The following is a 21,255-nucleotide window of genomic DNA, read 5'->3' as shown; positions in this document are numbered from 1 at the left end:
ATGGCGGAATATGTAAAGTATGTCGATGTAACAAAATGTGATGGTTGCCGTGCTTGTATGGTAGCTTGTAAAAACTGGAATGACCTTGAAGCAGAACCAGAGGAATTCAACGGTACTATCCAGTCTCATAAGGATTTAACTGCAAATACTTGGAATTTAATCACATATGAAGAGAAAGAAATGAATGGTCGCTTTGAATGGTTATTCCGACATAAATCATGTTTGCATTGTACAGATGCTGCTTGTGAGAAAGTATGTCCTGAAGATGCAATTAGCTATTCAGAGTATGGCTCAGTCGTTGTCGATTATGATAAGTGTGTAGGATGCGGTTATTGTGTAGAAGGCTGTCCGTTTGATGTTATTAAACTTGCTGATTATATTGATGAGAATGGTGACAAGCAACGGAGAGCACAAAAATGTACGTTATGTACAGATCGCTTAGATGAAGGTTTACAGCCTGCCTGCGTAACATCTTGCCATACAGATGCTTTAATGTTTGGTGAAAAGGAAGAAATGTTAACACTTGCAGAGGCACGGTTGCAGGAAATTAAAGAGCGTTATCCAAATGCAAACCTTTATAATCCAGCAGGTGTTAAAGGTACGCATACGATTTATGTGTTAGCTGATGTGCCAGAAACATATGGATTACCAGCGAATCCAAAGGTTCCAACGTCTGCGAAGATTTGGAAGGATTATGCTCAGCCAGTTGGTAAAGCGTTGCTTGGAGCAACTACAATGGCTGTCGTTGGTGCTTTTGTTGCAAATAAGTTTTTAGCAAAAGGTGACCATGAAGGAGGCGATTCACATGAGCAAAAAGAAGAGTAAAATGATTCGACGCTTCGGTCTGCCATTTAGAATTGCGCACTGGTTAAATGCATTCGCATTTTTCGCACTATATATTACTGCATTACCAATGTATACAGAGTTTTTCGACTGGCTTTATCCAGTCCTAGGTGGTCCGGCAAATGCTCGTCTTTTACACCGAATCTTTGCCTTTATGTTTATGGCACCGCTTGTATTTATGATTGTTACTGATCCAAAAGCGTTATTCCATTGGATTAAATCAGCTTTAACATTTAGAGCACACGATTTAAAGTTTTTCCCTGCATTTGCAAAGGAGTTCTTTGGGAAACATACTGACATTCCTAAGCAAGACTATTATAATGCTGGTGAAAAGGTAAATTCTTTATTACAAATGATAACAGCGCTATGTTTAATCGGATCTGGTATTATTATTTGGAATACAGGCTGGTTCCCAAATTGGCTTGTTGATATTGGTTATCCAGTTCACGCTATTTCAGTAGGTCTAGCTGTGGCAGTTGTTGTAGGACACATTTATTTGGGTACATTAGCTCCAGGTGGTAAAGAAGCACTTGGCGGAATGATCAAAGGTGATGTACCTGAGGAATGGGCTAAAGAGCACCATGGTCGATGGTACGATGAAGTAAAGGAAAAAGAAGATAACGAATCAAAAGGTGCATAGGTTTTAGTTATGTAAGTGATACTAAATTTAGATCAATATAATAAAAGGCTGCCTTTTCGGGCAGCCTTCATTTTACAAAATTTTTTTTCTTATAGGATAAATCCAATGAGGTGAACTAGATGTCAGTTGTTACAGATGAATACTTAAAAATACAAAAGGAAATTATTAAAAGGCAAGGAGAGTGGCAACAACAAATAACGGCCACAATACCTTCTACTGAAAAATCTTATCAAAATTCATTATTACCATTATTTGAACAAGTGAATGTCAAAATTGATATAGAATTATATAAAAATTGGCTATCACAATTAATTGATTATTTGGGAACTGTCCAACCTACCCTTAAGGAACAATTCGACGTTGTAAAGGGTCTGTTAGATGAACATTTATTAAATCGGTGGGTTGATGAAGTAATTCGTTTGAATGAGTTTTATTTTCAAAATTTTGCTAAGGAAAATAAAATTGATGAATGGATTCCTCATTTTCTAGCAGAACATACCGTCCGTCCATATTTACGTGCGGTAGCACAAAAGTATGAACAGGAGATTAGTGATCTCGATGCAAAAGGTGTTTGTCCGTGCTGCGGCGAACCAATTCGACTTGCATATTTAGAAGGTTCTGTTGGTAGAAAGGTTGTTCATTGTCCACGTTGTTATGCTCATTGGAACGAAAAACGTTCTAAATGCTCACATTGTGGGAAAGATAACGACGATAAAATGACATACCTTCACGTTGAAGGTGACGATTCTATGCGAATTCATACGTGCCAACATTGTAATGGATATGTTAAAGTTATTGATATAAGGCAACGATTGAAGAAGGAAGAACCAGCGATTGTTGACCTAAATACGATTCATTTAGACATTATTGCTCAAGAACGTGGCTATGGCATTACAAAAGCTACGGTTGATGAAAATTAATCTAAAACTACAATATTCCGGTCTTTTTCATAAAAGATGGCGGACTTTATATAAACAATTAGAGGTGAAAAAGATGAAAGCAAGTGGGATTATCCTGGCGGGTGGACAATCAAGTAGAATGGGGAAAAATAAAGCTCTTTTAGACATAGATGGAAAAACCAATATAGAAAGAATAAAAGACCGTTTACAAACAGTATTTCCTGAAGTATTGCTAGTTGCTAACCATATTGAACAGTATGAGTTTTTAAAAATCCCGATTGTACAGGACGTATATCCAGGAAAAGGTCCCCTTGCGGGCATCCATTCAGGTCTAAAAGCCTCTAGTCATGATATTAATTTTTTTGTTGCGTGTGATATGCCGTTTATATCAGCAGAGCTAGCTCGCTATTTCGTTTCTGTATCCGAAGGCTATGATGCTGTTGTTCCGAAAATCAACGGGAAAATCCACCCGTTATTTTCTGTATTTCATAAGTCAGTCTTACCGCTGATTGAAAGCCGGTTGATTGAGGATAGATTGGTCATTAAAAATTTATTAGACGATTTGAATGTCCGAGTACTGGATGAAAAAGACCTTACCCAAGACAAATTCCCACACAATTTAGAAAGAGTGTTTTATAATATGAATTATCCTTCAGATTATGAAAACGTAAAAAAATGGGCGTTATCGTCTGACTACTAGGTTGTTTACCTGAAAATTCGGGTGTTCCAATCGTCTCATAACTTTCAGGGGAGGGGAATCATCAACTAATGCAATTTTTTAAAGTAAAAACTGTGCAAGAAACGTTTGAGTTAATAGAACAATTCGTTAAACCGTTAGAACGATATGAAAATATACCGCTATCGCAAGGATTATATAGAATCCTTTATGAGGATTTGAAAGCACCTGAAAATGTTCCTAGCTTTCGTCGTTCAACTGTTGATGGTTATGCTGTAATGGCTACCGATACGTTTGGATCTTCTGAATCAATGCCAGGTTTTGTAAATGTTATTGGCGAAGTCAAAATGGGTGAGATGATCAATACAAGGCTATCCGCTGGCGAGGCTATGTACATTCCCACTGGTGGAATGGTTCCCGATGGGGCCGACAGTGTAATCATGATTGAGCATTGTGAGGATATAAATGGATTACTAAATACGTATCGTTCGGTAGCACCTGGCGAAAATGTTATTAGTATTGGAGAAGATATTCAAAAGGATACAATATTTCTCCAAAAGGGTACTGAACTAAGACCGCAAGAACTAGGCGCAATTGGTTCTCAAGGAATAGATACTGTTAATGTATATAAACAACTTAAAGTTGGCTATTTATCATCAGGAGATGAAATCGTTCGTTATGATACAAAACAAATAGAGATGGGCCAAATACGCGATATAAATGTTTTAACAATTGGAGGAATGGTTGAGCAATGGGGCTGTGAATTTGTGTATGGTGGGATCGTTCCAGATGATTATGAGACGTTTAAGTCGAAAGCACGTGAGCTTGCAGACAACGTAGATGTCTTAATTTTATCAGGTGGGAGCTCAGTTGGTGCAAAGGATTTTACAACTGAGGTTATCCAATCGTTAGGGAATCCGGGAGTATACGTACATGGAATTTCAATTAAACCTGGGAAGCCTACTTTATTGGCACATGCTAAAAATTTGCCTGTTATCGGTTTACCGGGTCATCCGGCTTCAGCAATGATCATATTTCAACTATTTGGCAGTGCAATTATAAATCGATTAAAGGGGAAAAAGGAGCGAGTAATTCCGACCCGTATTAATGTGAAAATAAAGAAAAATATTCCTTCAGCACCAGGTCGCTCTGATTATGTTCGCGTAAAACTTATTTTCGAGAATGAAGAGTGGTGGGCTGAGCCGATTCTAGGGAAATCAGGTTTGTTAAAGACATTAGTTCAAAGTGATGGAATTGTCGAAATAGATTCGGAAAAGGAAGGCGTTGCTGTCGGAGATTCGGTACCTGTTTTTTTATTTAAATAACAGGGGATAGGTGGGATGGAAAATGATGCAGGATAATCGATATCGTAGACAAATATATTTAGAGGATAAGCCGAAACAACAAGCACTAACAGAATTATTAAATGCATTTGAATTTGATAGAAAAATTGAATATATACCTACAGCTGAATCGTTAGGTAGAATTACTGCTTTACCGATTTATGCAAATTTATCTCAACCCCATTATCATGCATCTGCCATGGATGGAATAGCCGTTACGGCCTGTTATACGTATGGGGCTCATGAGGATAATCCAATTCAGCTTAAGCTTAGTGAAGGGCAATTTACTTATGTTGACACAGGCAACCCAATTCTAGCTCCGTTTGATGCAGTAATTATGATAGAAAATGTTCACATTATTAATGAAGATACAATTGAAATTATCGAACCAGCTACACCTTGGCAGCATATTCGGCCGATTGGCGAGGATGTTGTTACAGGTGAAATGCTTTTGCCACAAGGACATAAATTACGACCTGTTGATTTAGGTGCATTGTTAGCTGGTGGTGTTCTAGAAGCACCGGTAGTGAAAAAACCGAACATTGTGATCATCCCAACTGGTAATGAGATTGTTAGTCCAAGCCTTAATGTACAGCCAGGTGAAATTATTGAGACAAATGGTACTGTATTTGCTTCATATGCTGTGGAATGGGGTGGTTGTCCGCATATTCAACCGATTGTCAAAGACGATCCTGACTTAATCCGCTCGGAAATTTTAAATGCCACAAAAACAGCTGATATTGTTATTATTAATGCTGGCTCTTCAGCTGGTTCGAAGGACTATACAGTTCATATTATAAATGAAATAGGCACGGTTCTGTCACATGGTGTTGCAACCCGTCCAGGAAAGCCTGTAGTATTGGGAAAGGTAAATGATACTATTGTTGTTGGACTACCGGGTTATCCTGTTTCTGCTTATTTGGCGATGGAATGGTTTGTCAGACCGTTAATTTCCAAATATTTAGGGATTTCCGAGACAAATCGTGAAACATTATCTGTTAAGCTTGGCCGTCGTATTGTTTCGAATATGGGCTCTGAGGACTTCGTACGGATGAATATTGGCTATGTAAACGGACAATTTATAGCAAACCCGCTAACTAGAGCTGCCGGTGTAACGATGTCGATGGTACGTGCTGATGGACTATTAGTAGTTCCTGCAGATAGTTTAGGTCTTGAACAAGGTGAAGAGGTGGACATCGAGTTATATAAGCCAGTAGAGGTAATAGAAAAGTCGATTTTATTTAGTGGGAGTCATGATTTAACAATTGATATTATTTCATCTTTAATTCGAGCTCGTGATATAAACCGCCAAATTATTTCATCACACACTGGAAGTATGGCAGGCCTTATTGCAATAAAAAAAGGAGAGGCTCATATTGCTGGAATTCATTTACTTGATCCAGAAACAGGGGAGTATAATCTTCCATTTATAAGTAAGTACTTGAAAGGTGAAAACATTGTTTTGCTGCGGTTTTTAAAACGAGAACAAGGATGGATTGTTCCAAAAGGAAATCCTTATGAAGTAAAAGCAATTGAAGATCTAAAAGAAAAACAGCTTCATTTTGTAAATCGCCAAAAAGGAGCTGGGACTAGGATTTTATTTGATCACCTGCTTAAAAAGTCTAATATTTCTTCATTTGAAATTAACGGCTATCAACGGGAAATGTTCTCCCATTTGAGTGTTGCCGCGGAAGTTAAACAAGATAATAAGAGTGTAGGTCTAGGTATTTATTCGGCTGCAAAGGCTATGGATCTTGATTTTATCCCTCTAGCAGATGAATCGTATGATTTACTCATGACTCGTGATTTCTACGAGAGTGAAGGTGGCAGACTACTAGAAAGTGTTTTACGGTCTGAAGATTTTGCTACGACAGTTGCAGAATTAGGTGGATATAAAGTAGATTGTGATTTTGTGTCTATGTTCTATTAGGGGCTGCTTATACATTTGTTTCCACACTTTTACATGTGAAATAATCATGAACATTAACTCTTTTCTAACAAAAACATCTTCAAAATGTTTATAATGAAAGAGTAAATTAGTCTAGTAAATTAATTCTCAACTAGGAGTAGGAGGATTTTTAATGTTAACAAATATTGGAATACCAGGATTGATACTTATTTTATTGCTTGCGTTAATTGTTTTTGGACCTAAGAAATTACCTGAAATAGGTAAAGCAACTGGGCAAACCATTCGTGAATTTAAAAAATCAACAAAAGAATTAACTGGCGATGTTATTGAAGAGTTCGATGAAGTTAAGGACGAAATTAAAGAATTAAAAAAATAAAAGATCGTACACTATCTTATTTTTAGGAGCTGATTTTGATGCTATCCAACATTGGTGTTCCAGGTTTAATTTTAATATTAGTTATCGCACTTGTTATTTTTGGCCCATCTAAATTACCTGAGATTGGTAAAGCAGTTGGCAGTTCTTTGAAAGAGTTTAAAAAAGCAACTAAAGAAATCGTTAATAACGATGATGAGCCAAAGAAGATTGAAGAAGAAAAGAAAATTGATGAACAAAAGAATGATATAGTATAATCTTATGATAGAGAAGGTGTAGGATACTCATCTTACATCTTTTTCTTAGTTATTACAAAAAAACACAAACCTCTGATCGGATTGGGGGAAATAATTTGGAACAGCAAGATAAAAACATGAATCTTGTCGGGCACTTGGACGAGCTACGTAATCGAATTATTGTTGCAGCATTAGCGTTTATTGTATTTTTTATTACCGCATTTATATTTGTTAAAGATATCTATGATTTTTTTGTAAGGGACTTGGATTTTCAACTTACTGTTCTAAGTCCAACAGAAATCATTATTGTTTATTTTAAAATTGCGGGCGTAGTTGCCATTGCAGCTACGATTCCTGTAATAGCATGGCAGCTTTGGCTTTTCATTAAACCTGCATTAAAGCCACTTGAAAGAAAAGTAACTCTTTCCTATATTCCGGCATTATTTGTATTATTTATAGTAGGTCTTTGCTTCGGTTATTTCTTTATTTTTCCTATTGTATTTGACTTTCTAGTTACATTAGCCGAGGACATGCAAAATATGTTTACGATTGAAAAATATTTTCAATTTTTATTAAGAGTCACGTTACCGTTTGCGATTCTTTTTGAGCTTCCAGTTGTCGTAATGTTTTTAACAAGTCTTGGGATAATTAATCCACCTAAACTAGTAAAAATTCGAAAATATGCATACTTTATTCTTGTTATTGTGTCCGCCACAGTAACGCCGCCAGATTTACTAATGCAAACATTAGTTATGATCCCGATGTTTATTCTTTATGAAGCAAGTATTTCGATGTCGAAAATTGTGTATCGAAAAAAACTGGCAAAAGAGAAAAAACTTGCTGAGGAATATGGGTTGACAGATTCTGAGGAAAACGATAAAACAGCGGAGGGGAAATCTTCTGATCAAACTGATCAGGATGGCAAAGAAACTGTAGATAGTGATGTTGATGGTAATGATGAAAAATCAAATAAAGAATGACAACTTGCTGTCCGATTAGGACAGCTTTTTATTATTCTGAAAAAATATACTACAATTATTATTTGCTACAATAACACCGTTTTTAAGTTGTTAAGAACGTTCTGTGAACATTGTGAATAAATGCCAATTTTTGTTCAAATATTTGATATATTATGGAGTGACAAACAAATCGTCTTATTAAATAAGATGATATTCGAAAACAATTACATATTCTCGGAAGGGAGATAGTGTTTATGCAAGAGAGAAAGTCCATCTATGAAACAGCGATGGAACGCGGGATTTCAAGGCGGAATTTTTTGAAAATGTGCACAGCATTAACTGCAACAATGGGTTTGAGCTACACACAAACTAATCAAGTTGTACAAGCAATGGAAACTAAACCACGTGTGCCTGTTATTTGGTTACAATTCCAGGACTGCACAGGATGTTCCGAATCCTTTATTCGGTCAACACATCCAAAAACTGAAAGCGTTTTATTAGATATGGTTTCACTAGAGTATTCTGAGGTGCTTTCGGCAGCATCAGGTCACCAAGTAGAAGCAGCTCGTAAAGCAGTCATGGAAAATTATCCAGGAGAGTATATCCTTTGTGTGGAAGGTAGTATTCCAGGTGAAGATTATTTCTGTACAGTAGGTGGTCAATCAGCGAGGGATGCTTTAATTGAAACAGCTTCAGGGGCATTAGCGGTTATTACATATGGTAGCTGTTCATCATGGGGTGGAATTGCTGCTGCTTATCCAAATCCAACAAATGCAGTTGCTGTGACAGATATTATCAAAGATAAACCAGTTATTCTAGTACCAGGTTGTCCTCCAATTGCAGAGGTTATGACAGGTGTTATTGCGCATTTCTTAACTTTTGGTGCAATCCCGGAGTTAGATCATTTCGGAAGACCAAAGGCTTTTTATCGCCATCGTATTCACGACAAATGCAATCGTCGTGCTTATTTTGATGCAGGGTTGTTTGCTGAATCATTTGATGATGAAGGAGCTAAACAAGGCTATTGCTTATATAAGGTTGGTTGTAAAGGCCCAACAACATATAATTCATGTGCAGAAATGCGTTGGAATGGCGGCGTCAGCTATCCAATTCAATCTGGCAATCCTTGTATTGGTTGTTCAGAGAAGAATTTCTGGGATAATGGTCCATTCTTTGAACGATTGGCAGAAATTCCTGGCGGTCAAACGACATTTAATCCAGAGAAGTTTGGTGTATATGCAGCTGGCGTAACTGCTGCTGGTGTTGCCATCCATGCAGCTGCAACAGCAGTCAAGAAAAAAATGGATGATAAACAATAATCGGATAGTAAGAGGTGAAATGAAATGGCAGAACGTATAGTAGTAGACCCGGTGACTCGTATTGAAGGTCATTTACGGATTGAAGCAGATATAAATAATGGAGTAATTGAACGAGCATATAGTTCAGGAACTGCTGTTCGAGGTATTGAATTAATCGTAAAAGATCGAGATCCTCGTGATGTTTGGGCGTTTGTGCAACGGATTTGTGGTGTTTGTACAACAACACATGCACTCGCATCCATTCGTTCAGTTGAAAATGCTTTAGACATTAAAATCCCTAGAAATGCTCATCTAATTCGTGACATTATGAATGAAATGTTATTTGTTCATGACCATGTTGTGCATTTCTATCACTTACATGCGCTTGACTGGGTAGATGTCGTCAGCGCATTAAGTGCAGATCCAAATGAAACTAGTAAAATTGCGCAATCAATTTCAGATTGGCCAAAGTCTTCACCAGGCTATTTCGCTGAAGTGAAAGCGAAGGTACAAAAAATTGTAGATAGTGGTCAGTTAGGAATGTTTGCGAATGGTTATTGGGGACATCCAGCCTATAAGCTTCCGCCTGAAGTAAACTTGCTGGCAGTTGCTCACTACTTAGAAGCATTAGATTGGCAAAAAGAAGTTGTTAAGATTCACACAATTTTTGGTGGAAAGAATCCACATCCACATTATGTTGTTGGTGGAATGGCTACTCCGCTAGACATTAATAGCGATAATGGTATTCATGCTGAACGGTTAATGCATGTTTCACAATTAATTGATGAGGCGAATAAGTTTGTAAATCAAGTTTATATTCCAGATTTACTTGCGATTGGCTCGTATTATAAGGACTGGCTCCATGGTGGTGGTTTGAGCAATTATTTAAGCTATGGTGATTTCGCAACTGGCGATATATATGATATCGCATCATACCGGATGCCTCGTGGTGTTATTTTAAACGGGGACATTAACAATGTGTTAGATATTGATCCAACAGACCCTGAGCAAGTGAAAGAGTTTATCGATTATTCATGGTATTCCTATGATGGAAGTGAAACTGGTGGTAAACATCCATTTGAAGGTGAAACAACCTTTAACTACACAGGTCCTAAAGCACCGTATACACAACTAAATACGGACGAGAAATATAGTTGGATTAAGGCGCCACGCTGGCAGGAAGAGCCAATGGAGGTTGGTCCATTAGCAAGGATTATGGTTGGCTATGCGAAAGGGCAACCAGAAATTGTTGAAATAGTTGATGCCACATTAGCTAAACTCGGTGTTGGAATTGAAGCATTACATTCAGCATTAGGACGTACAGTTGCACGTGGTCTTGAGTCTGTTTTAATGGTAAAGTGGGCACGTGAAGACATGGATAAGCTATTAGCTAACATTAAAAATGGTGATCAAGTAACATTTGATCGGACCAAATGGGAACCAAAGTCATGGCCGAAGCAAGCCCAAGGAGTAGGTTGGATGGAAGCACCACGTGGGGCATTAGGACACTGGATCGTCATTGAAGATGAAAAAGTAAAGAGCTATCAGGCGATAGTTCCAACAACATGGAATGCTTCTCCAATCGATGGTAAAGGGAAAATTGGTGCATACGAAGCGGCCTTAGCTACTACACCAGTTCATGACCCTGAACTTCCATTGGAAATTATCCGGATTATTCATTCATTTGATCCATGTCTAGCATGTGCAGTCCATTTAACCGATTTAGAAAATAATAAGACTACCGAAATTAAATTAGGTTAATAAGGGGGTTCAATCAATGTCAAACCCTTCTAGAAACGTATTTGATCCAGATGGTTTGCGTGTTGCTGAAACAAAAGAAGACCGTCTTTACGTTTGGCAGGCACCAGTACGCATATTTCATTGGATTAATGCTGCTGCAATTATCATCTTAATGGTAACGGGTATTTATATTGGGAAACCATTTGTAAGTGCTCCAGTACCAGAAGATGCGTCATATAACTTTTTAATGGGCTGGGTAAGAATTGTTCATTTTGTAACGGCCTTTATCTTCACGCTTAATTTAATTGTTCGTTGGTATTGGGTTTTTGTCGGAAATGAACATGCTACTTCGAATTTACTAAGAAAAGATTTTTGGAAAGGCTTAGTTGAAACTCTCAAATTCTACTTGTTTTTACCAAATAAGAAGCAGCATTACATTGGCCACAACCCATTGGCGCAGCTAAGCTATTGGATATTTATTGGCTTAGGCTCTATTTTGGTTATATTTACAGGATTTTATATGTTTTTTGAACCACAGCCAGAATCTACTTTAGGACAGTTGTTTAGCTGGGTACCATATATTTTTGGAAATAGCTTTGCGATTCGTTCATGGCATCATGTTGTTGCATGGGGTTTTATGATTTTTATGATTGTTCATATTTACATGGCGTTCCGAGAAGACTGGCTCCAAAAAAATGGAACAATGTCATCCATTTTTACCGGTTACAAGCATGAAGAAATCCATAATGTAGGTGAACATATTGACGAACCTAGAAAACAAGCAAACTAATAAAATAACAATACTTGGAATCGGCAACACCCTCTATTCAGACGAGGGTGTTGGCGTTCATATTTTACCACTATTAGAGAAAGAGCTAGCAGGCTATGAAAATGTTGAAATTATTGAGGGAGCGACCGACGGCATTCGCTTACTTGGTCCAGTAGAGGAAGCTGATTATTTAGTAATCATTGATGCAATAAATGCCGGAAAAGCTGGTGGAACGATTATTACCATCACCGATGATGAAATACCACAATATTTTGGCGTAAAGATGTCGATTCATCAATTGGGCTTTCAAGAGGTACTGTTTGCAGCGAAAATTCGTGAACAGCTTCCTAAAAAGATGGTGATGATTGGTGTTCAACCTGAGTCTTTACAATTTGGGATTGAGATGTCACAAACTGTAAAGGATGTATTGCCAACAGTCGTTAAGATGGTTGTTGTACAAGTTGAAAAGTGGTGCAAGGAAAATGGATCGAGCTGATTTTTTCTCATTTATAAAAAAAAGCGTAGTAGATACAGTTAAAGAGGTTAGTGCACCATTTATAGAAGACGATCTCAAAAAGGTAGACCAAATGGTTGACAGCTTGGCAGGAATTAAATGGCTACCTGCTTATGGAGAAACGCTTAATAACAAGATAGGCTATCAAGACCTTTATATTCAAAATCGCCATTTAGCAAGTTACTTTGATGGGGAAGAAGTAACCGTTTTTGATAAAGTCTGTCCAAAATGTCAAACAATTGTGCAATGGATTAGCTATGATAGGAAATTAAAATGTTTTGGATGTGATACTTCTATCACAGTAATTGATCGACAAGGTGATTTACAATTAAAAGAGTACGAAACGAAGTGCGAAAATGGCATTTGGTTTATTGGTATTCTTTAATTTTTCCGTGAATTTCTACTATAAGGAAGATGCGTATGCATGAAATGGCGTTAATGGGAGATATCTTAAATCTCGTCGGAACTGATGCAAGAAAGAATAATATAAAAAAAGTAAAGAAAGTTAATTTAATAGTAGGAGATTTAAGCAATGCGTTGCCAGATGCACTTGAGTTGGCTTTTGATGTATACAAGCGGCAAAATATTGACTTTTTAGATATACATTCTGAATTGATCATTCAAAAAGAAGCAGCAAAAGCAGTTTGTACAATATGCGGGACAGAGTATATTCCAGAGCAAAAAATTGCCGTCTGTCCAATGTGTCATATTCCTACGGGAAAACTTATTTCAGGTGAAACGTTTAAAGTTGATTCTTACGAAGGTGATTAAGGAGGCTATCAACATGAAAGTAACATTAGGTCAAGATGTATTAACAGATAACAATTCGGCAGCAGCTTTTAATCGGGATCAATTTACGAAAAGCAAAACATTAGTTATTAACTTAATGAGTTCACCAGGAGCTGGGAAAACAACACTGCTACAAAAAACGGTTCAACGGCTCTCACAGGATTTTCGTATTGGTGTAATTGAGGGAGATTTAGCTACTGAGATCGATGCGGATCGAATTCGTGAAGCTGGTGCACAAGCTGTACAAATAAATACTGGCGGTGGCTGCCATCTCGATGCAAGAATGGTAGCGAAAACATTACCAGAGTTTAATTTAGACGAAATAGATATTTTATTTATCGAAAATGTTGGAAATCTTGTTTGTCCATCAGGCTATGATTTAGGTCAAAATCATAAAATTGCTATTTTAAGTGTGCCGGAAGGAAATGATAAGATCCCTAAATATCCAGTTATGTTCCGTCGTACAGAAATGGTCATTTTGAATAAAATTGATCTTTTACCTTACCTTGATTTTAGCGTCGAAAAAGCGCTAGAAGATTTAAAGGGTATAAACCCTGAATCTAGCATTATCGAGGTTTCTGCTAAAACGGATGAAGGTATAGACGAGTGGATCAATTGGATTAGGAGCGCATACGAAAGATGCCAGAAGCAATTTTAATAAAGGTAAAAGGACGGGTTCAAGGTGTGGGATTCCGTCCCTTTGTCTTTCAACTTGCTGAAAAATATAAAGTAACGGGAACTGTTCAAAATAATATGGATGGTGTCCGTATTATTGCAGAAGGTAATGAAAACTCGTTAGAAAACTTAGTAAATGAGCTCAAAACGAATGCACCACGATTAAGCAGGATTGATTCCATCCTTGTTGAGGATGTAGAACTCAATGGATTTACTGATTTTTCAATTATCGCAAGTGAACGGTCAGGAGCTTCTTCGTTAGTAATTCCTATTGATGCATCAGTTTGTGAGGATTGCCTTAACGAAATGAATGATCCAGCTAATTTTCGTTATCTATATCCTTTTATTAATTGTACACAATGCGGTCCGCGCTATACGATCATTGAAGCACTTCCATATGATCGACCATACACGGTAATGAAGGATTTTGTTATGTGTGATAAGTGTAGGAAGGAATATGAGGATCCTACAAATCGACGTCATCATGCACAGCCAATTGCTTGTCCTGAGTGTGGCCCAAAGGTGATATTGTATAGTATTGACCGAAAAGAAGTAGCATCAGAAAGCGCTGCAATTACTGCTGTGAAAGAGAAATTAACAATAGGTGAAATTGTTGCTATCAAAGGAATTGGCGGCTATCATCTTGTCTGTGATGCGAAAAATGAGCAGGCGATTAATCTCTTAAGGCAACGGAAGAGCCGTCCGCAAAAGCCTCTTGCAATTATGGCGAAAAATATTGAAGCGGTTCGAAAAGTATGTGCCGTTAATGAGCGGGAAGAAGAAGCGATTACGTCAACTGCGGCTCCAATTGTCGTGTTACAGAAGAACCGAAATGAGATTCTACCAGATGAGCTGGCTCCAGGTATAAACACTTTAGGGATGATGCTACCTTATACACCTCTGCATCACCTATTGTTCTCTGGAAATTCCCTTGAATTTCTCGTGGTGACAAGTGCGAATCCATCAGGACTGCCTATGTTATATAAAGATGAAGAGGCTTTTCATTATTTAGAAGATATTGCAGACTATGTGTTAACAGCAGATCGAAAAATTATTCATCCAATTGATGACTCAGTCGTTCAAATTATAAATAATAAATTAACATTTTTACGGCGGGCCCGCGGGTTCGTTCCTGACCCGCTGATTACGGACAAAAACATTCATGGTGTCGTATCTCTAGGTCCACAACAAAAAAACACATTCGCAATTGGTAGAAATGAAGAAATATTTGTAGGACCTCATATCGGTGACATGAATCATTACGAAATGACGCAACATTATAAACGGGAACTCAAACACTTAATGAAATGGCTTGGACCGTTTACGAAACCTATATTGGCAATTGATAAGCATCCGAGCTACGCAGTTCGAGATTTAATAAGGAATTTTAGGGATAGTGATGTCATAGAAATTCAGCATCACCATGCTCACCATGTTTCCTGTATGGTCGATAACCATCTTAACGACAGTTGCTTTGGAATTATTTTGGATGGAACGGGCTATGGAGAGGATGGTAATATTTGGGGCTTTGAGGTCTTATATGGTGATGCAAAAGGGTATAAACGTTTAGCTCATTTACGCTACTCACCATTACCTGGTGGTGAAAAAGCAATCAAAGAGCCATGGAGAAACGCTGTGGCAATGTTGATAGAATATCTAGGAAATGAAGGAAAAGAATTAGCAGGTACGCTTTTTCCAGAAAAGAGCTATGAGATTGAAATAATTAGTAATATGGTTGTAAAGAATTTAAATAGCCCATTAGCAGGTACATGTGGCAGACTATTTGATGCGGTAAGCGCAATTCTTGGAATTTGTACGGTACAGAGCTATGACGGTGAGGCTGCAATAAAATTATCAGAAATAGTACCATTTAATGCGTCTTGTCGTGGGGACGTATATCCATATGAACTGAAGGATGATTGCAATCTACTAGAAATTGATTTTTCTTCCTGTCTAAAGGGGATCATTACTGATTATTTAAAAGGACGTGATTATGCCGAAATCGTTCAAGCATTCCACGAGACCGTCGTCCATTCATGTGTTGATAGTATTGTAAAGCTAGCTAATCATGATGAAAAACTAAATCGTAGTGTCGTATTGTCCGGTGGTAGTTTTCATAATCCATTTTTAGCGAGAGAGATTAAGAGAATGTTAGAATTGAAAGGTTTTCGTGTATTTATCCACAGTCGTGTCCCATGTAATGATGGAGGATTATCGTTAGGACAATTAATGATTGCTACTGCTAATAGAACGAATGGATAAGTAGGAGGGAAAGGTTATGTGTGTAGGGGTTCCAGCAAAAGTAATTGAAAAGCAAGAATTTAGCGCAACAGTCGATGTAATGGGTTCACAAATGACTGTAGGTATTATATTTGTTCCAGAAGTAGAAATTGGTCAATATGTAATCGTTCATGCAGGTCAAGCGATGTCGATTGTTGATGAGGACTACGCTCGGTTAAGCCTAGAGGAATGGAGGCGTCTTGCTGATGCTAGAGATGCATGAACAAAATTCCAACCCAGAAATTAGCAAGAAGCTTCTTGAAAAAACAATTAATCATGCTAAAGCCTTTGAAGCCAAATTCGGTCACAAGCCTGCTTTTATGGAGGTTTGTGGGTCGCATACAATGGCATTGGCACGTACAGGTGTAAAAAAAGCGCTCCAAGATTATGTAAGATTAATATCTGGTCCTGGTTGTCCAGTATGTGTCACTGATCAAAAGTCTATTGATGCGATGATTGAATTAGCAGTAGGCGAAAATCGGATTATTTGTACGTTCGGGGATATGATTCGCGTTCCAGGTACGAACCGAACGTTACTGGAAGCGAAAACTGAGGGCGCCGACATCCGTGTCGTTTATTCGCCGCCCGATGCTGTCAGGATTGCAGAAGAGAACCCAACTAAAGAGGTAATCTTCCTCGGGGTAGGTTTTGAAACGACAATACCAATCTTAGGAGTAGCTCTAAAAACCGCCCACGAAAAGGATGTCAAAAACTTTTCAATGTGGGTTACGACCAAGCTCGTAGAGCCAGTTTTACGCACTTTATTAGATTCAGGTGAGGTTAAGCTAGATGGTTTTATTTTACCTGGTCATGTATCAATTGTTTTAGGAAGGAAAGGCTATCAATATTTAGTTGATGAATATAAAATTCCTGGAATGATAACAGCATTTGAGCCGGTTGAGCTATTAAGTGGTATCTATAAGCTGATTGATATTTTGCTAGAGGAACGAGTCGACATTATTAATGATTATAAGAGTGTAGTAACCGAGGATGGAAATCCAATCACCCAAAAAATTATCGAGACGTATTTTCAGCCTTGTGATGAAGCATGGCGTGGGATTGGGGTTATACGTAACAGCGGTTTAGATATTCATGACGATTATTCCCAATTAAATGCGAAAAGGCGGTTTAAGGTTGTTGTCGGTGAACCGAAGAAAACGAAATGTCGTTGTGGCGAAATTATTAGAGGCTTAGTAGGTCCTGAAGATTGCCTGTTATTTGGGAAGGCTTGCAAACCAACAAATCCTATTGGCCCTTGTATGGTATCGGGTGAAGGTAGTTGCGCAGCTCATTATCAATATATGAGGGAGGAGTAAAGAATGAGCGATCGGATTAATTTAGCTCATGGGGATGGCGGAGAGCTTGCCCATAAGCTGATTCAGGATGTATTCGTGGAAAAATTTGGTCATGATAAACAGGCTCAATTAGATGCTGCGTTGCTATCTCTATCAAGCAGTGAAATTGCTTTTACAACGGATAGCTTTGTAGTAAAGCCTCTTTTTTTTCCAGGTGGAAATATTGGCAAGCTTGCAGTTGCAGGAACAGTTAATGATTTGGCCGTTACTGGGGCTACTCCAAAATTTTTAACAGCATCTTTTATTATAGAAGAGGGTTTTTTAATAAAGGATTTAAGGGTCATTGTCGAATCGATGTACGAGGAAGCAGAAAAAGCAGGCGTGAAAATTGTTGCTGGTGATACAAAGGTAGTTGAGTTAGGAAGCGCGGATGGCTTATACATAAATACTACAGGTATTGGTGTATTTGAAAGTAACCAAGTTCGGATTCAACCTGAAAATATTGAGGTCGGTGATTCAATCATTATTAGCGGAACGATTGGAGATCACGGTATTGCTATTTTAACTGCTCGCGGCGAATTAGGAATAAAATCTGACTTATGTAGCGATTGTGCAACACTTAACCGGATGATTGCTGATGTGGTACAAGTTTCAGAACATGTTAAAATGATGAGGGACCCAACCCGTGGTGGATTAGCGACAACACTTGTAGAAATTTGTGAAGACTTCAAAGTCACGGTGGAAATTGAGGAAAGTCGTGTTCCAATTAAAAATCAAGTACATGGTGCATCTGATATACTGGGGTTTGATCCTCTTTATTTAGCGAACGAAGGGAAAATCATCTTTATTGTTGCAAAAGAGGATGAAGATAAAGTCTTACAGGCAGTGAGACAGCATGAAGAGGGTAAAGATGCCTGTGTAATCGGTAAAGTCACAGCCAAGGACAAAGGGCAATTATTTATTACAACTCCGATTGGTAGCAAAAGACGATTAAACAGATTAGCAGGAACGATGCTTCCGAGAATTTGTTAAACTTTGGTATACATAGTATACGAATCTAGCTTAAACGCCTATTCCCTCGGATAAAAATTCTTCCCACACGAGTCAAAATCCGACTTCTTTTGTGGGAAGAACACGACGCACAAAAAGCGCTAGTACTGGCGTTGCGACAGGTTGTCGCGACTTTTGCCAGTACTTTTTTTGGACTAACCAAGGCGCTTACACTACTTATTTATTTGGATTGAATTTAACAGAGATTATGCAAACATCGTCCTCGCATGTTGATTCCTTTGCTCTCTCTAATAACACTTCATCAAAAAAGCTTTGATGATCTAAGCTTTGATGTTTGATAAAAAGCTCCTGTAGCCTACTATTCCAGAATTTATGATTGGATAGTTCGGTAAGTCCGTCTGTATACAAAAGGATTCTGGAGCTATTCTTTATAGGAATGACGCCTTTTTCAAACTGTAAGTTCCGTATTAAACCAATTGGTGGACAACCAATTTCAAGCTTTTGGATTTGTTTATTGTCAGTTAACAAAAGGGCAGGCGGGTGGCCAGCATTGACGTATTCAATTCGTTTATTTGCGAAATCAAAAAGCATGCATATGCCGGAAAAATAATAAGAGTTTAAATGTCCCTTTGTACTGTTTTTGAAAAGGTTATGGCTATGTTTGTTTAATTCCTTAAAAATTATAACGGGATCTTCAACTCTTGTAAGTAATCCATGAAGTAATGACCGGATGGACATGCTTATCAAGGAAGCATGAATTCCATGTCCCATCACATCTATTAAAATTAATCCATACTTTCTCGGTGAAATTTCTACCCAGTAATACATGTCGCCAGAAAGTTGTTCAGAAGGTAAATATCTAGCATCAATTGATATATGTGGCAACTTAAGTGGAGAAGGCAATATACTAATTTGTATTTGTTTGGCAATTTGTATATCAGATTGCATCTTTTGGAAGAGATTCATTACTTTTAATTCATTTCTTTTCCTATCATCAATTTCTCGTCTTAGTTTAAAAGAGAGGTTAACACGAGCAATTAACTCAACATTATTGATTGGTTTTGCAATATAGTCTGTTGCACCAGCATTAAACGATGCTAGAATAATTTCACTGTCCCTACATTTAGTTGTAATAATAACTGGTGTATCCTTCATCATCGGATATGATTTTATCTTTTTACAAGCTTCAATACCATTCATATCTGGTAAATCAATGTCCATTATAATGAGTTCAATCTCTTCTGGTTCTTCAGTTGTTAAATTTTTCACAATATATGTAATCACGTCCACACCGGAAGCAAACAGAAAAATATTCGTAAGCCGATGTTTTTGAAGCAGGTTTACAATATGATTGCGGTCATCTGTAGAATCATCAACAATTAAAATTGTCATAAGATGGTTCCTCTCCAAAAAGGTATTATTATTATTTTAACATAGATTAAATCTCAAAATTATGAAAAACGAGAGAACGTCACGTTTTTTACAAATTTTTAATGTTAATCCATTTAAATTATATGATAGTATTTTTTTATATGAAAAAATTATAACCTAGTAATGATGTCTAAAAAGGAGAGATTTCAATTATGGTAAATCATCTTTTCAAAAGACTTTTAGCAAATGAAACTGGTGCTATCTTCTTTGGCAAAAAAGATCATACAATTGAAACAAATACGGTAAATATACAGCTTAATACGAATAAAGAAAGCTCCACTTCAAAGCGATTTCAAGAGCTCTTAAATAGTGATGAGGCTGAGCAAGTTAAATTTGTTGGTTTAACAGTTGAGGACATTGAGCGGTTGGCAACCATTCGCCCCATTTTTGAAAAATATTCTGAGCAAATGGTGACTGCGTTCTATAATCGACTTCAAGAGCTACCCCACTTACTGGATATAATAAATAAACATTCGACGATCGATCGCTTAAAGAAAACTTTAAGAGGGTATCTATTAGATATGGTTTCTGGTGAGGTAGGTGCTGATTATGTTATTAGACGTAAGATCATAGGGAATGTTCATAATCGTATCAATCTTTTTCCGGAATGGTATATTGGTGCCTATACGTTAATTCAAAATGAGGTATTAGCAATATTAAATAAAGAATTGCCACATAAGGATGCTGAAGAAACGTACCAATCTTTTTTAAAGCTTTGTTCGTTTGATATGCAAATCGGCATATCAACATATATTGAATCGTATACTTCTTCTATGATGAAATTAAATGAAGTTGAAGAATTACAGCATCGCTTAAATGAATCAGCTACTGCATTAGCAGCAAATGCCCAAGAAACAACAGCAACTATAGCTGATAAAGAAAAAATAGTACGTGAAATATTAGAAGGAATCCGCCTAATTCAAGAAAACTCCCAACAGATGATTAGTCAAGTTCAAGATGGGAAAACAAATGTAGCTAGTTCTCTCAATGAGATTGACACGATAGTAGATATGATTGAATCAACAAAAAATATGACAACGGAATTAAGTGAAAGCTCCAATAAGATTGGTCAAGTCGTAAAGGTGATTCGTGATGTATCCAGTCAGACCAATGTGTTATCATTAAACGCAACCATTGAGGCAGCACGTGCAGGTGAACATGGTAGAGGGTTCACTGTTGTTGCGAAGGAAGTACGCAACTTAGCCAACCAAACACAAGAAGCACTGGATCACATCCAAGAACAAATTACTAACGTACAGGAAAAGGTAAAATATTTTGAGGATGCCTTTAATAAAATCGTTGAACAAACAAGTTTATTTAGAGAAATAAACCGTAATATTATAGACGTTCTCGAAAGCTCTGTAAGCGGGGTTAAACAAAATGATGAAAAGATTCGCAACTTTAGCGGTTTCGTTTCTGCATTTCAAGAAACATTCCAAGATATTTCTATAGCATCGCAGCAAATTGCAGATATGGCACAGCAACTTACCTACTTAAATAGTGAATTAAATGATAAGTTCAGTTAAGAACGAATAGCACTATTGCTTATCACTTAAAGTAATGAAATAAAAATAT

At 37.4% G+C, this 21,255-nt stretch carries 22 protein-coding genes; 21 read left to right on the top strand and 1 reads right to left on the bottom strand.

The features are described from left to right. The 20 genes from D612_RS0109650 (at nucleotide 1) to hypE (ending at nucleotide 18,270) form a co-directional block, all read left to right on the top strand. Entirely contained in the window at nucleotides 1-825 is an 825-nt protein-coding gene (locus tag D612_RS0109650; protein ID WP_017755258.1) for a 4Fe-4S dicluster domain-containing protein, read from the top strand. Continuing rightward, nucleotides 806-1,483: a formate dehydrogenase subunit gamma gene (locus tag D612_RS0109645; RefSeq protein WP_017755257.1), complete on the top strand. Its 678-nt coding sequence runs from the start codon at nucleotides 806-808 to the stop codon at nucleotides 1,481-1,483. Before D612_RS0109650 ends, D612_RS0109645 begins: the two co-directional genes overlap by 20 nt. A gap of 119 nt (nucleotides 1,484-1,602) precedes the next feature. Continuing rightward, nucleotides 1,603-2,403 (top strand): formate dehydrogenase accessory protein FdhE, encoded by an 801-nt coding sequence (locus D612_RS0109640; RefSeq protein WP_017755256.1) that lies wholly within the window; start codon nucleotides 1,603-1,605, stop codon nucleotides 2,401-2,403. A gap of 73 nt (nucleotides 2,404-2,476) precedes the next feature. Continuing rightward, complete coding sequence (gene mobA / locus D612_RS0109635) at nucleotides 2,477-3,082, top strand: molybdenum cofactor guanylyltransferase (protein ID WP_017755255.1); 606 nt, start codon at nucleotides 2,477-2,479, stop codon at nucleotides 3,080-3,082. 68 nt (nucleotides 3,083-3,150) lie between these two features. Continuing rightward, nucleotides 3,151-4,383 carry a molybdopterin molybdotransferase MoeA gene (locus D612_RS0109630; protein ID WP_017755254.1) on the top strand — a complete coding sequence of 411 codons (1,233 nt, stop codon included), beginning with the start codon at nucleotides 3,151-3,153 and terminating at the stop codon, nucleotides 4,381-4,383. A gap of 25 nt (nucleotides 4,384-4,408) precedes the next feature. Continuing rightward, entirely contained in the window at nucleotides 4,409-6,331 is a 1,923-nt protein-coding gene (locus tag D612_RS0109625) for a molybdopterin biosynthesis protein (protein ID WP_034726563.1), read from the top strand. Nucleotides 6,332-6,482: 151 nt separating this feature from the next. Continuing rightward, complete coding sequence (gene tatA, locus D612_RS0109620; RefSeq protein ID WP_017755252.1) at nucleotides 6,483-6,686, top strand: twin-arginine translocase TatA/TatE family subunit; 204 nt, start codon at nucleotides 6,483-6,485, stop codon at nucleotides 6,684-6,686. A gap of 38 nt (nucleotides 6,687-6,724) precedes the next feature. Beyond that, nucleotides 6,725-6,940: a twin-arginine translocase TatA/TatE family subunit gene (locus D612_RS0109615; protein ID WP_017755251.1), complete on the top strand. Its 216-nt coding sequence runs from the start codon at nucleotides 6,725-6,727 to the stop codon at nucleotides 6,938-6,940. Nucleotides 6,941-7,035: 95 nt separating this feature from the next. After that, nucleotides 7,036-7,899 carry a twin-arginine translocase subunit TatC gene (gene tatC / locus D612_RS0109610; RefSeq protein ID WP_017755250.1) on the top strand — a complete coding sequence of 288 codons (864 nt, stop codon included), beginning with the start codon at nucleotides 7,036-7,038 and terminating at the stop codon, nucleotides 7,897-7,899. A 233-nt stretch (nucleotides 7,900-8,132) separates the two neighbouring features. After that, complete coding sequence (locus D612_RS0109605) at nucleotides 8,133-9,197, top strand: hydrogenase small subunit (protein ID WP_017755249.1); 1,065 nt, start codon at nucleotides 8,133-8,135, stop codon at nucleotides 9,195-9,197. Nucleotides 9,198-9,221: 24 nt separating this feature from the next. Continuing rightward, nucleotides 9,222-10,937: a nickel-dependent hydrogenase large subunit gene (locus D612_RS0109600; protein ID WP_017755248.1), complete on the top strand. Its 1,716-nt coding sequence runs from the start codon at nucleotides 9,222-9,224 to the stop codon at nucleotides 10,935-10,937. Nucleotides 10,938-10,953: 16 nt separating this feature from the next. Beyond that, the gene (gene cybH, locus D612_RS0109595) at nucleotides 10,954-11,706 is read left to right on the top strand and encodes a Ni/Fe-hydrogenase, b-type cytochrome subunit (RefSeq protein ID WP_017755247.1); all 753 of its coding nucleotides are present in this window, start codon (nucleotides 10,954-10,956) and stop codon (nucleotides 11,704-11,706) included. Further along, complete coding sequence (locus D612_RS0109590; RefSeq protein WP_017755246.1) at nucleotides 11,678-12,181, top strand: HyaD/HybD family hydrogenase maturation endopeptidase; 504 nt, start codon at nucleotides 11,678-11,680, stop codon at nucleotides 12,179-12,181. Before cybH ends, D612_RS0109590 begins: the two co-directional genes overlap by 29 nt. Continuing rightward, nucleotides 12,168-12,584 carry a hypothetical protein gene (locus D612_RS0109585; protein WP_017755245.1) on the top strand — a complete coding sequence of 139 codons (417 nt, stop codon included), beginning with the start codon at nucleotides 12,168-12,170 and terminating at the stop codon, nucleotides 12,582-12,584. The genes D612_RS0109590 and D612_RS0109585 overlap by 14 nt, the downstream gene beginning before the upstream one ends. A gap of 35 nt (nucleotides 12,585-12,619) precedes the next feature. Beyond that, nucleotides 12,620-12,970, top strand: a complete 351-nt coding sequence (locus D612_RS0109580; protein ID WP_017755244.1) for a hydrogenase maturation nickel metallochaperone HypA/HybF — start codon at nucleotides 12,620-12,622, stop codon at nucleotides 12,968-12,970. 13 nt (nucleotides 12,971-12,983) lie between these two features. After that, nucleotides 12,984-13,646: a hydrogenase nickel incorporation protein HypB gene (gene hypB / locus D612_RS0109575; RefSeq protein WP_017755243.1), complete on the top strand. Its 663-nt coding sequence runs from the start codon at nucleotides 12,984-12,986 to the stop codon at nucleotides 13,644-13,646. Continuing rightward, a complete protein-coding gene (gene hypF, locus D612_RS0109570; RefSeq protein ID WP_017755242.1) occupies nucleotides 13,628-15,925 on the top strand; it encodes a carbamoyltransferase HypF in 2,298 nt (765 codons plus the stop codon). Before hypB ends, hypF begins: the two co-directional genes overlap by 19 nt. Before the next feature lie 16 nt (nucleotides 15,926-15,941). Beyond that, complete coding sequence (locus D612_RS0109565) at nucleotides 15,942-16,166, top strand: HypC/HybG/HupF family hydrogenase formation chaperone (protein ID WP_017755241.1); 225 nt, start codon at nucleotides 15,942-15,944, stop codon at nucleotides 16,164-16,166. After that, on the top strand, nucleotides 16,150-17,259 hold the full coding sequence (gene hypD / locus D612_RS0109560) for a hydrogenase formation protein HypD (protein WP_017755240.1): 1,110 nt from the start codon (nucleotides 16,150-16,152) through the stop codon (nucleotides 17,257-17,259). The genes D612_RS0109565 and hypD overlap by 17 nt, the downstream gene beginning before the upstream one ends. 3 nt (nucleotides 17,260-17,262) lie before the next feature. Beyond that, entirely contained in the window at nucleotides 17,263-18,270 is a 1,008-nt protein-coding gene (gene hypE, locus D612_RS0109555; protein ID WP_017755239.1) for a hydrogenase expression/formation protein HypE, read from the top strand. A 195-nt stretch (nucleotides 18,271-18,465) separates the two neighbouring features. Here the strand turns inward: hypE and D612_RS18225 are convergent, their stop codons facing one another. Further along, nucleotides 18,466-19,641 carry a PP2C family protein-serine/threonine phosphatase gene (locus tag D612_RS18225; RefSeq protein WP_017755238.1) on the bottom strand — a complete coding sequence of 392 codons (1,176 nt, stop codon included), beginning with the start codon at nucleotides 19,639-19,641 and terminating at the stop codon, nucleotides 18,466-18,468. Between the two features lie 191 nt (nucleotides 19,642-19,832). Between D612_RS18225 and D612_RS0109545 the strand changes: the two genes are divergently transcribed. After that, a complete protein-coding gene (locus tag D612_RS0109545) occupies nucleotides 19,833-21,206 on the top strand; it encodes a globin-coupled sensor protein (RefSeq protein ID WP_017755237.1) in 1,374 nt (457 codons plus the stop codon). Nucleotides 21,207-21,255 lie beyond the last annotated feature (49 nt).

It is taken from the genome of Calidifontibacillus oryziterrae, from assembly GCF_000331575.1.
In the GTDB taxonomy this organism is placed as follows: Bacteria; Bacillota; Bacilli; order Bacillales; family Bacillaceae_J; genus Calidifontibacillus_A; species Calidifontibacillus_A oryziterrae.
Note: the sequence above shows the minus strand (reverse complement) of the source record. Positions and strands in the feature narration are given on the sequence as shown.

Excerpts from the sequence above, each read along its gene's own strand:
- D612_RS0109650 (WP_017755258.1), top strand. The coding sequence starts at position 1 with ATGGCGGAATATGTAAAGTATGTCGATGTAACAAAATGTGATGGTTGC.
- D612_RS0109645 (WP_017755257.1), top strand. The coding sequence starts at position 806 with ATGAGCAAAAAGAAGAGTAAAATGATTCGACGCTTCGGTCTGCCATTT.
- D612_RS0109640 (WP_017755256.1), top strand. The coding sequence starts at position 1,603 with ATGTCAGTTGTTACAGATGAATACTTAAAAATACAAAAGGAAATTATT.
- mobA (WP_017755255.1), top strand. The coding sequence starts at position 2,477 with ATGAAAGCAAGTGGGATTATCCTGGCGGGTGGACAATCAAGTAGAATG.
- D612_RS0109630 (WP_017755254.1), top strand. The coding sequence starts at position 3,151 with ATGCAATTTTTTAAAGTAAAAACTGTGCAAGAAACGTTTGAGTTAATA.
- D612_RS0109625 (WP_034726563.1), top strand. The coding sequence starts at position 4,409 with ATGCAGGATAATCGATATCGTAGACAAATATATTTAGAGGATAAGCCG.
- tatA (WP_017755252.1), top strand. The coding sequence starts at position 6,483 with ATGTTAACAAATATTGGAATACCAGGATTGATACTTATTTTATTGCTT.
- D612_RS0109615 (WP_017755251.1), top strand. The coding sequence starts at position 6,725 with ATGCTATCCAACATTGGTGTTCCAGGTTTAATTTTAATATTAGTTATC.
- D612_RS0109605 (WP_017755249.1), top strand. The coding sequence starts at position 8,133 with ATGCAAGAGAGAAAGTCCATCTATGAAACAGCGATGGAACGCGGGATT.
- D612_RS0109600 (WP_017755248.1), top strand. The coding sequence starts at position 9,222 with ATGGCAGAACGTATAGTAGTAGACCCGGTGACTCGTATTGAAGGTCAT.
- cybH (WP_017755247.1), top strand. The coding sequence starts at position 10,954 with ATGTCAAACCCTTCTAGAAACGTATTTGATCCAGATGGTTTGCGTGTT.
- D612_RS0109585 (WP_017755245.1), top strand. The coding sequence starts at position 12,168 with ATGGATCGAGCTGATTTTTTCTCATTTATAAAAAAAAGCGTAGTAGAT.
- D612_RS0109580 (WP_017755244.1), top strand. The coding sequence starts at position 12,620 with ATGCATGAAATGGCGTTAATGGGAGATATCTTAAATCTCGTCGGAACT.
- hypB (WP_017755243.1), top strand. The coding sequence starts at position 12,984 with ATGAAAGTAACATTAGGTCAAGATGTATTAACAGATAACAATTCGGCA.
- hypF (WP_017755242.1), top strand. The coding sequence starts at position 13,628 with ATGCCAGAAGCAATTTTAATAAAGGTAAAAGGACGGGTTCAAGGTGTG.
- D612_RS0109565 (WP_017755241.1), top strand. The coding sequence starts at position 15,942 with ATGTGTGTAGGGGTTCCAGCAAAAGTAATTGAAAAGCAAGAATTTAGC.
- hypD (WP_017755240.1), top strand. The coding sequence starts at position 16,150 with ATGCTAGAGATGCATGAACAAAATTCCAACCCAGAAATTAGCAAGAAG.
- hypE (WP_017755239.1), top strand. The coding sequence starts at position 17,263 with ATGAGCGATCGGATTAATTTAGCTCATGGGGATGGCGGAGAGCTTGCC.
- D612_RS18225 (WP_017755238.1), bottom strand. The coding sequence starts at position 19,641 with ATGACAATTTTAATTGTTGATGATTCTACAGATGACCGCAATCATATT.
- D612_RS0109545 (WP_017755237.1), top strand. The coding sequence starts at position 19,833 with ATGGTAAATCATCTTTTCAAAAGACTTTTAGCAAATGAAACTGGTGCT.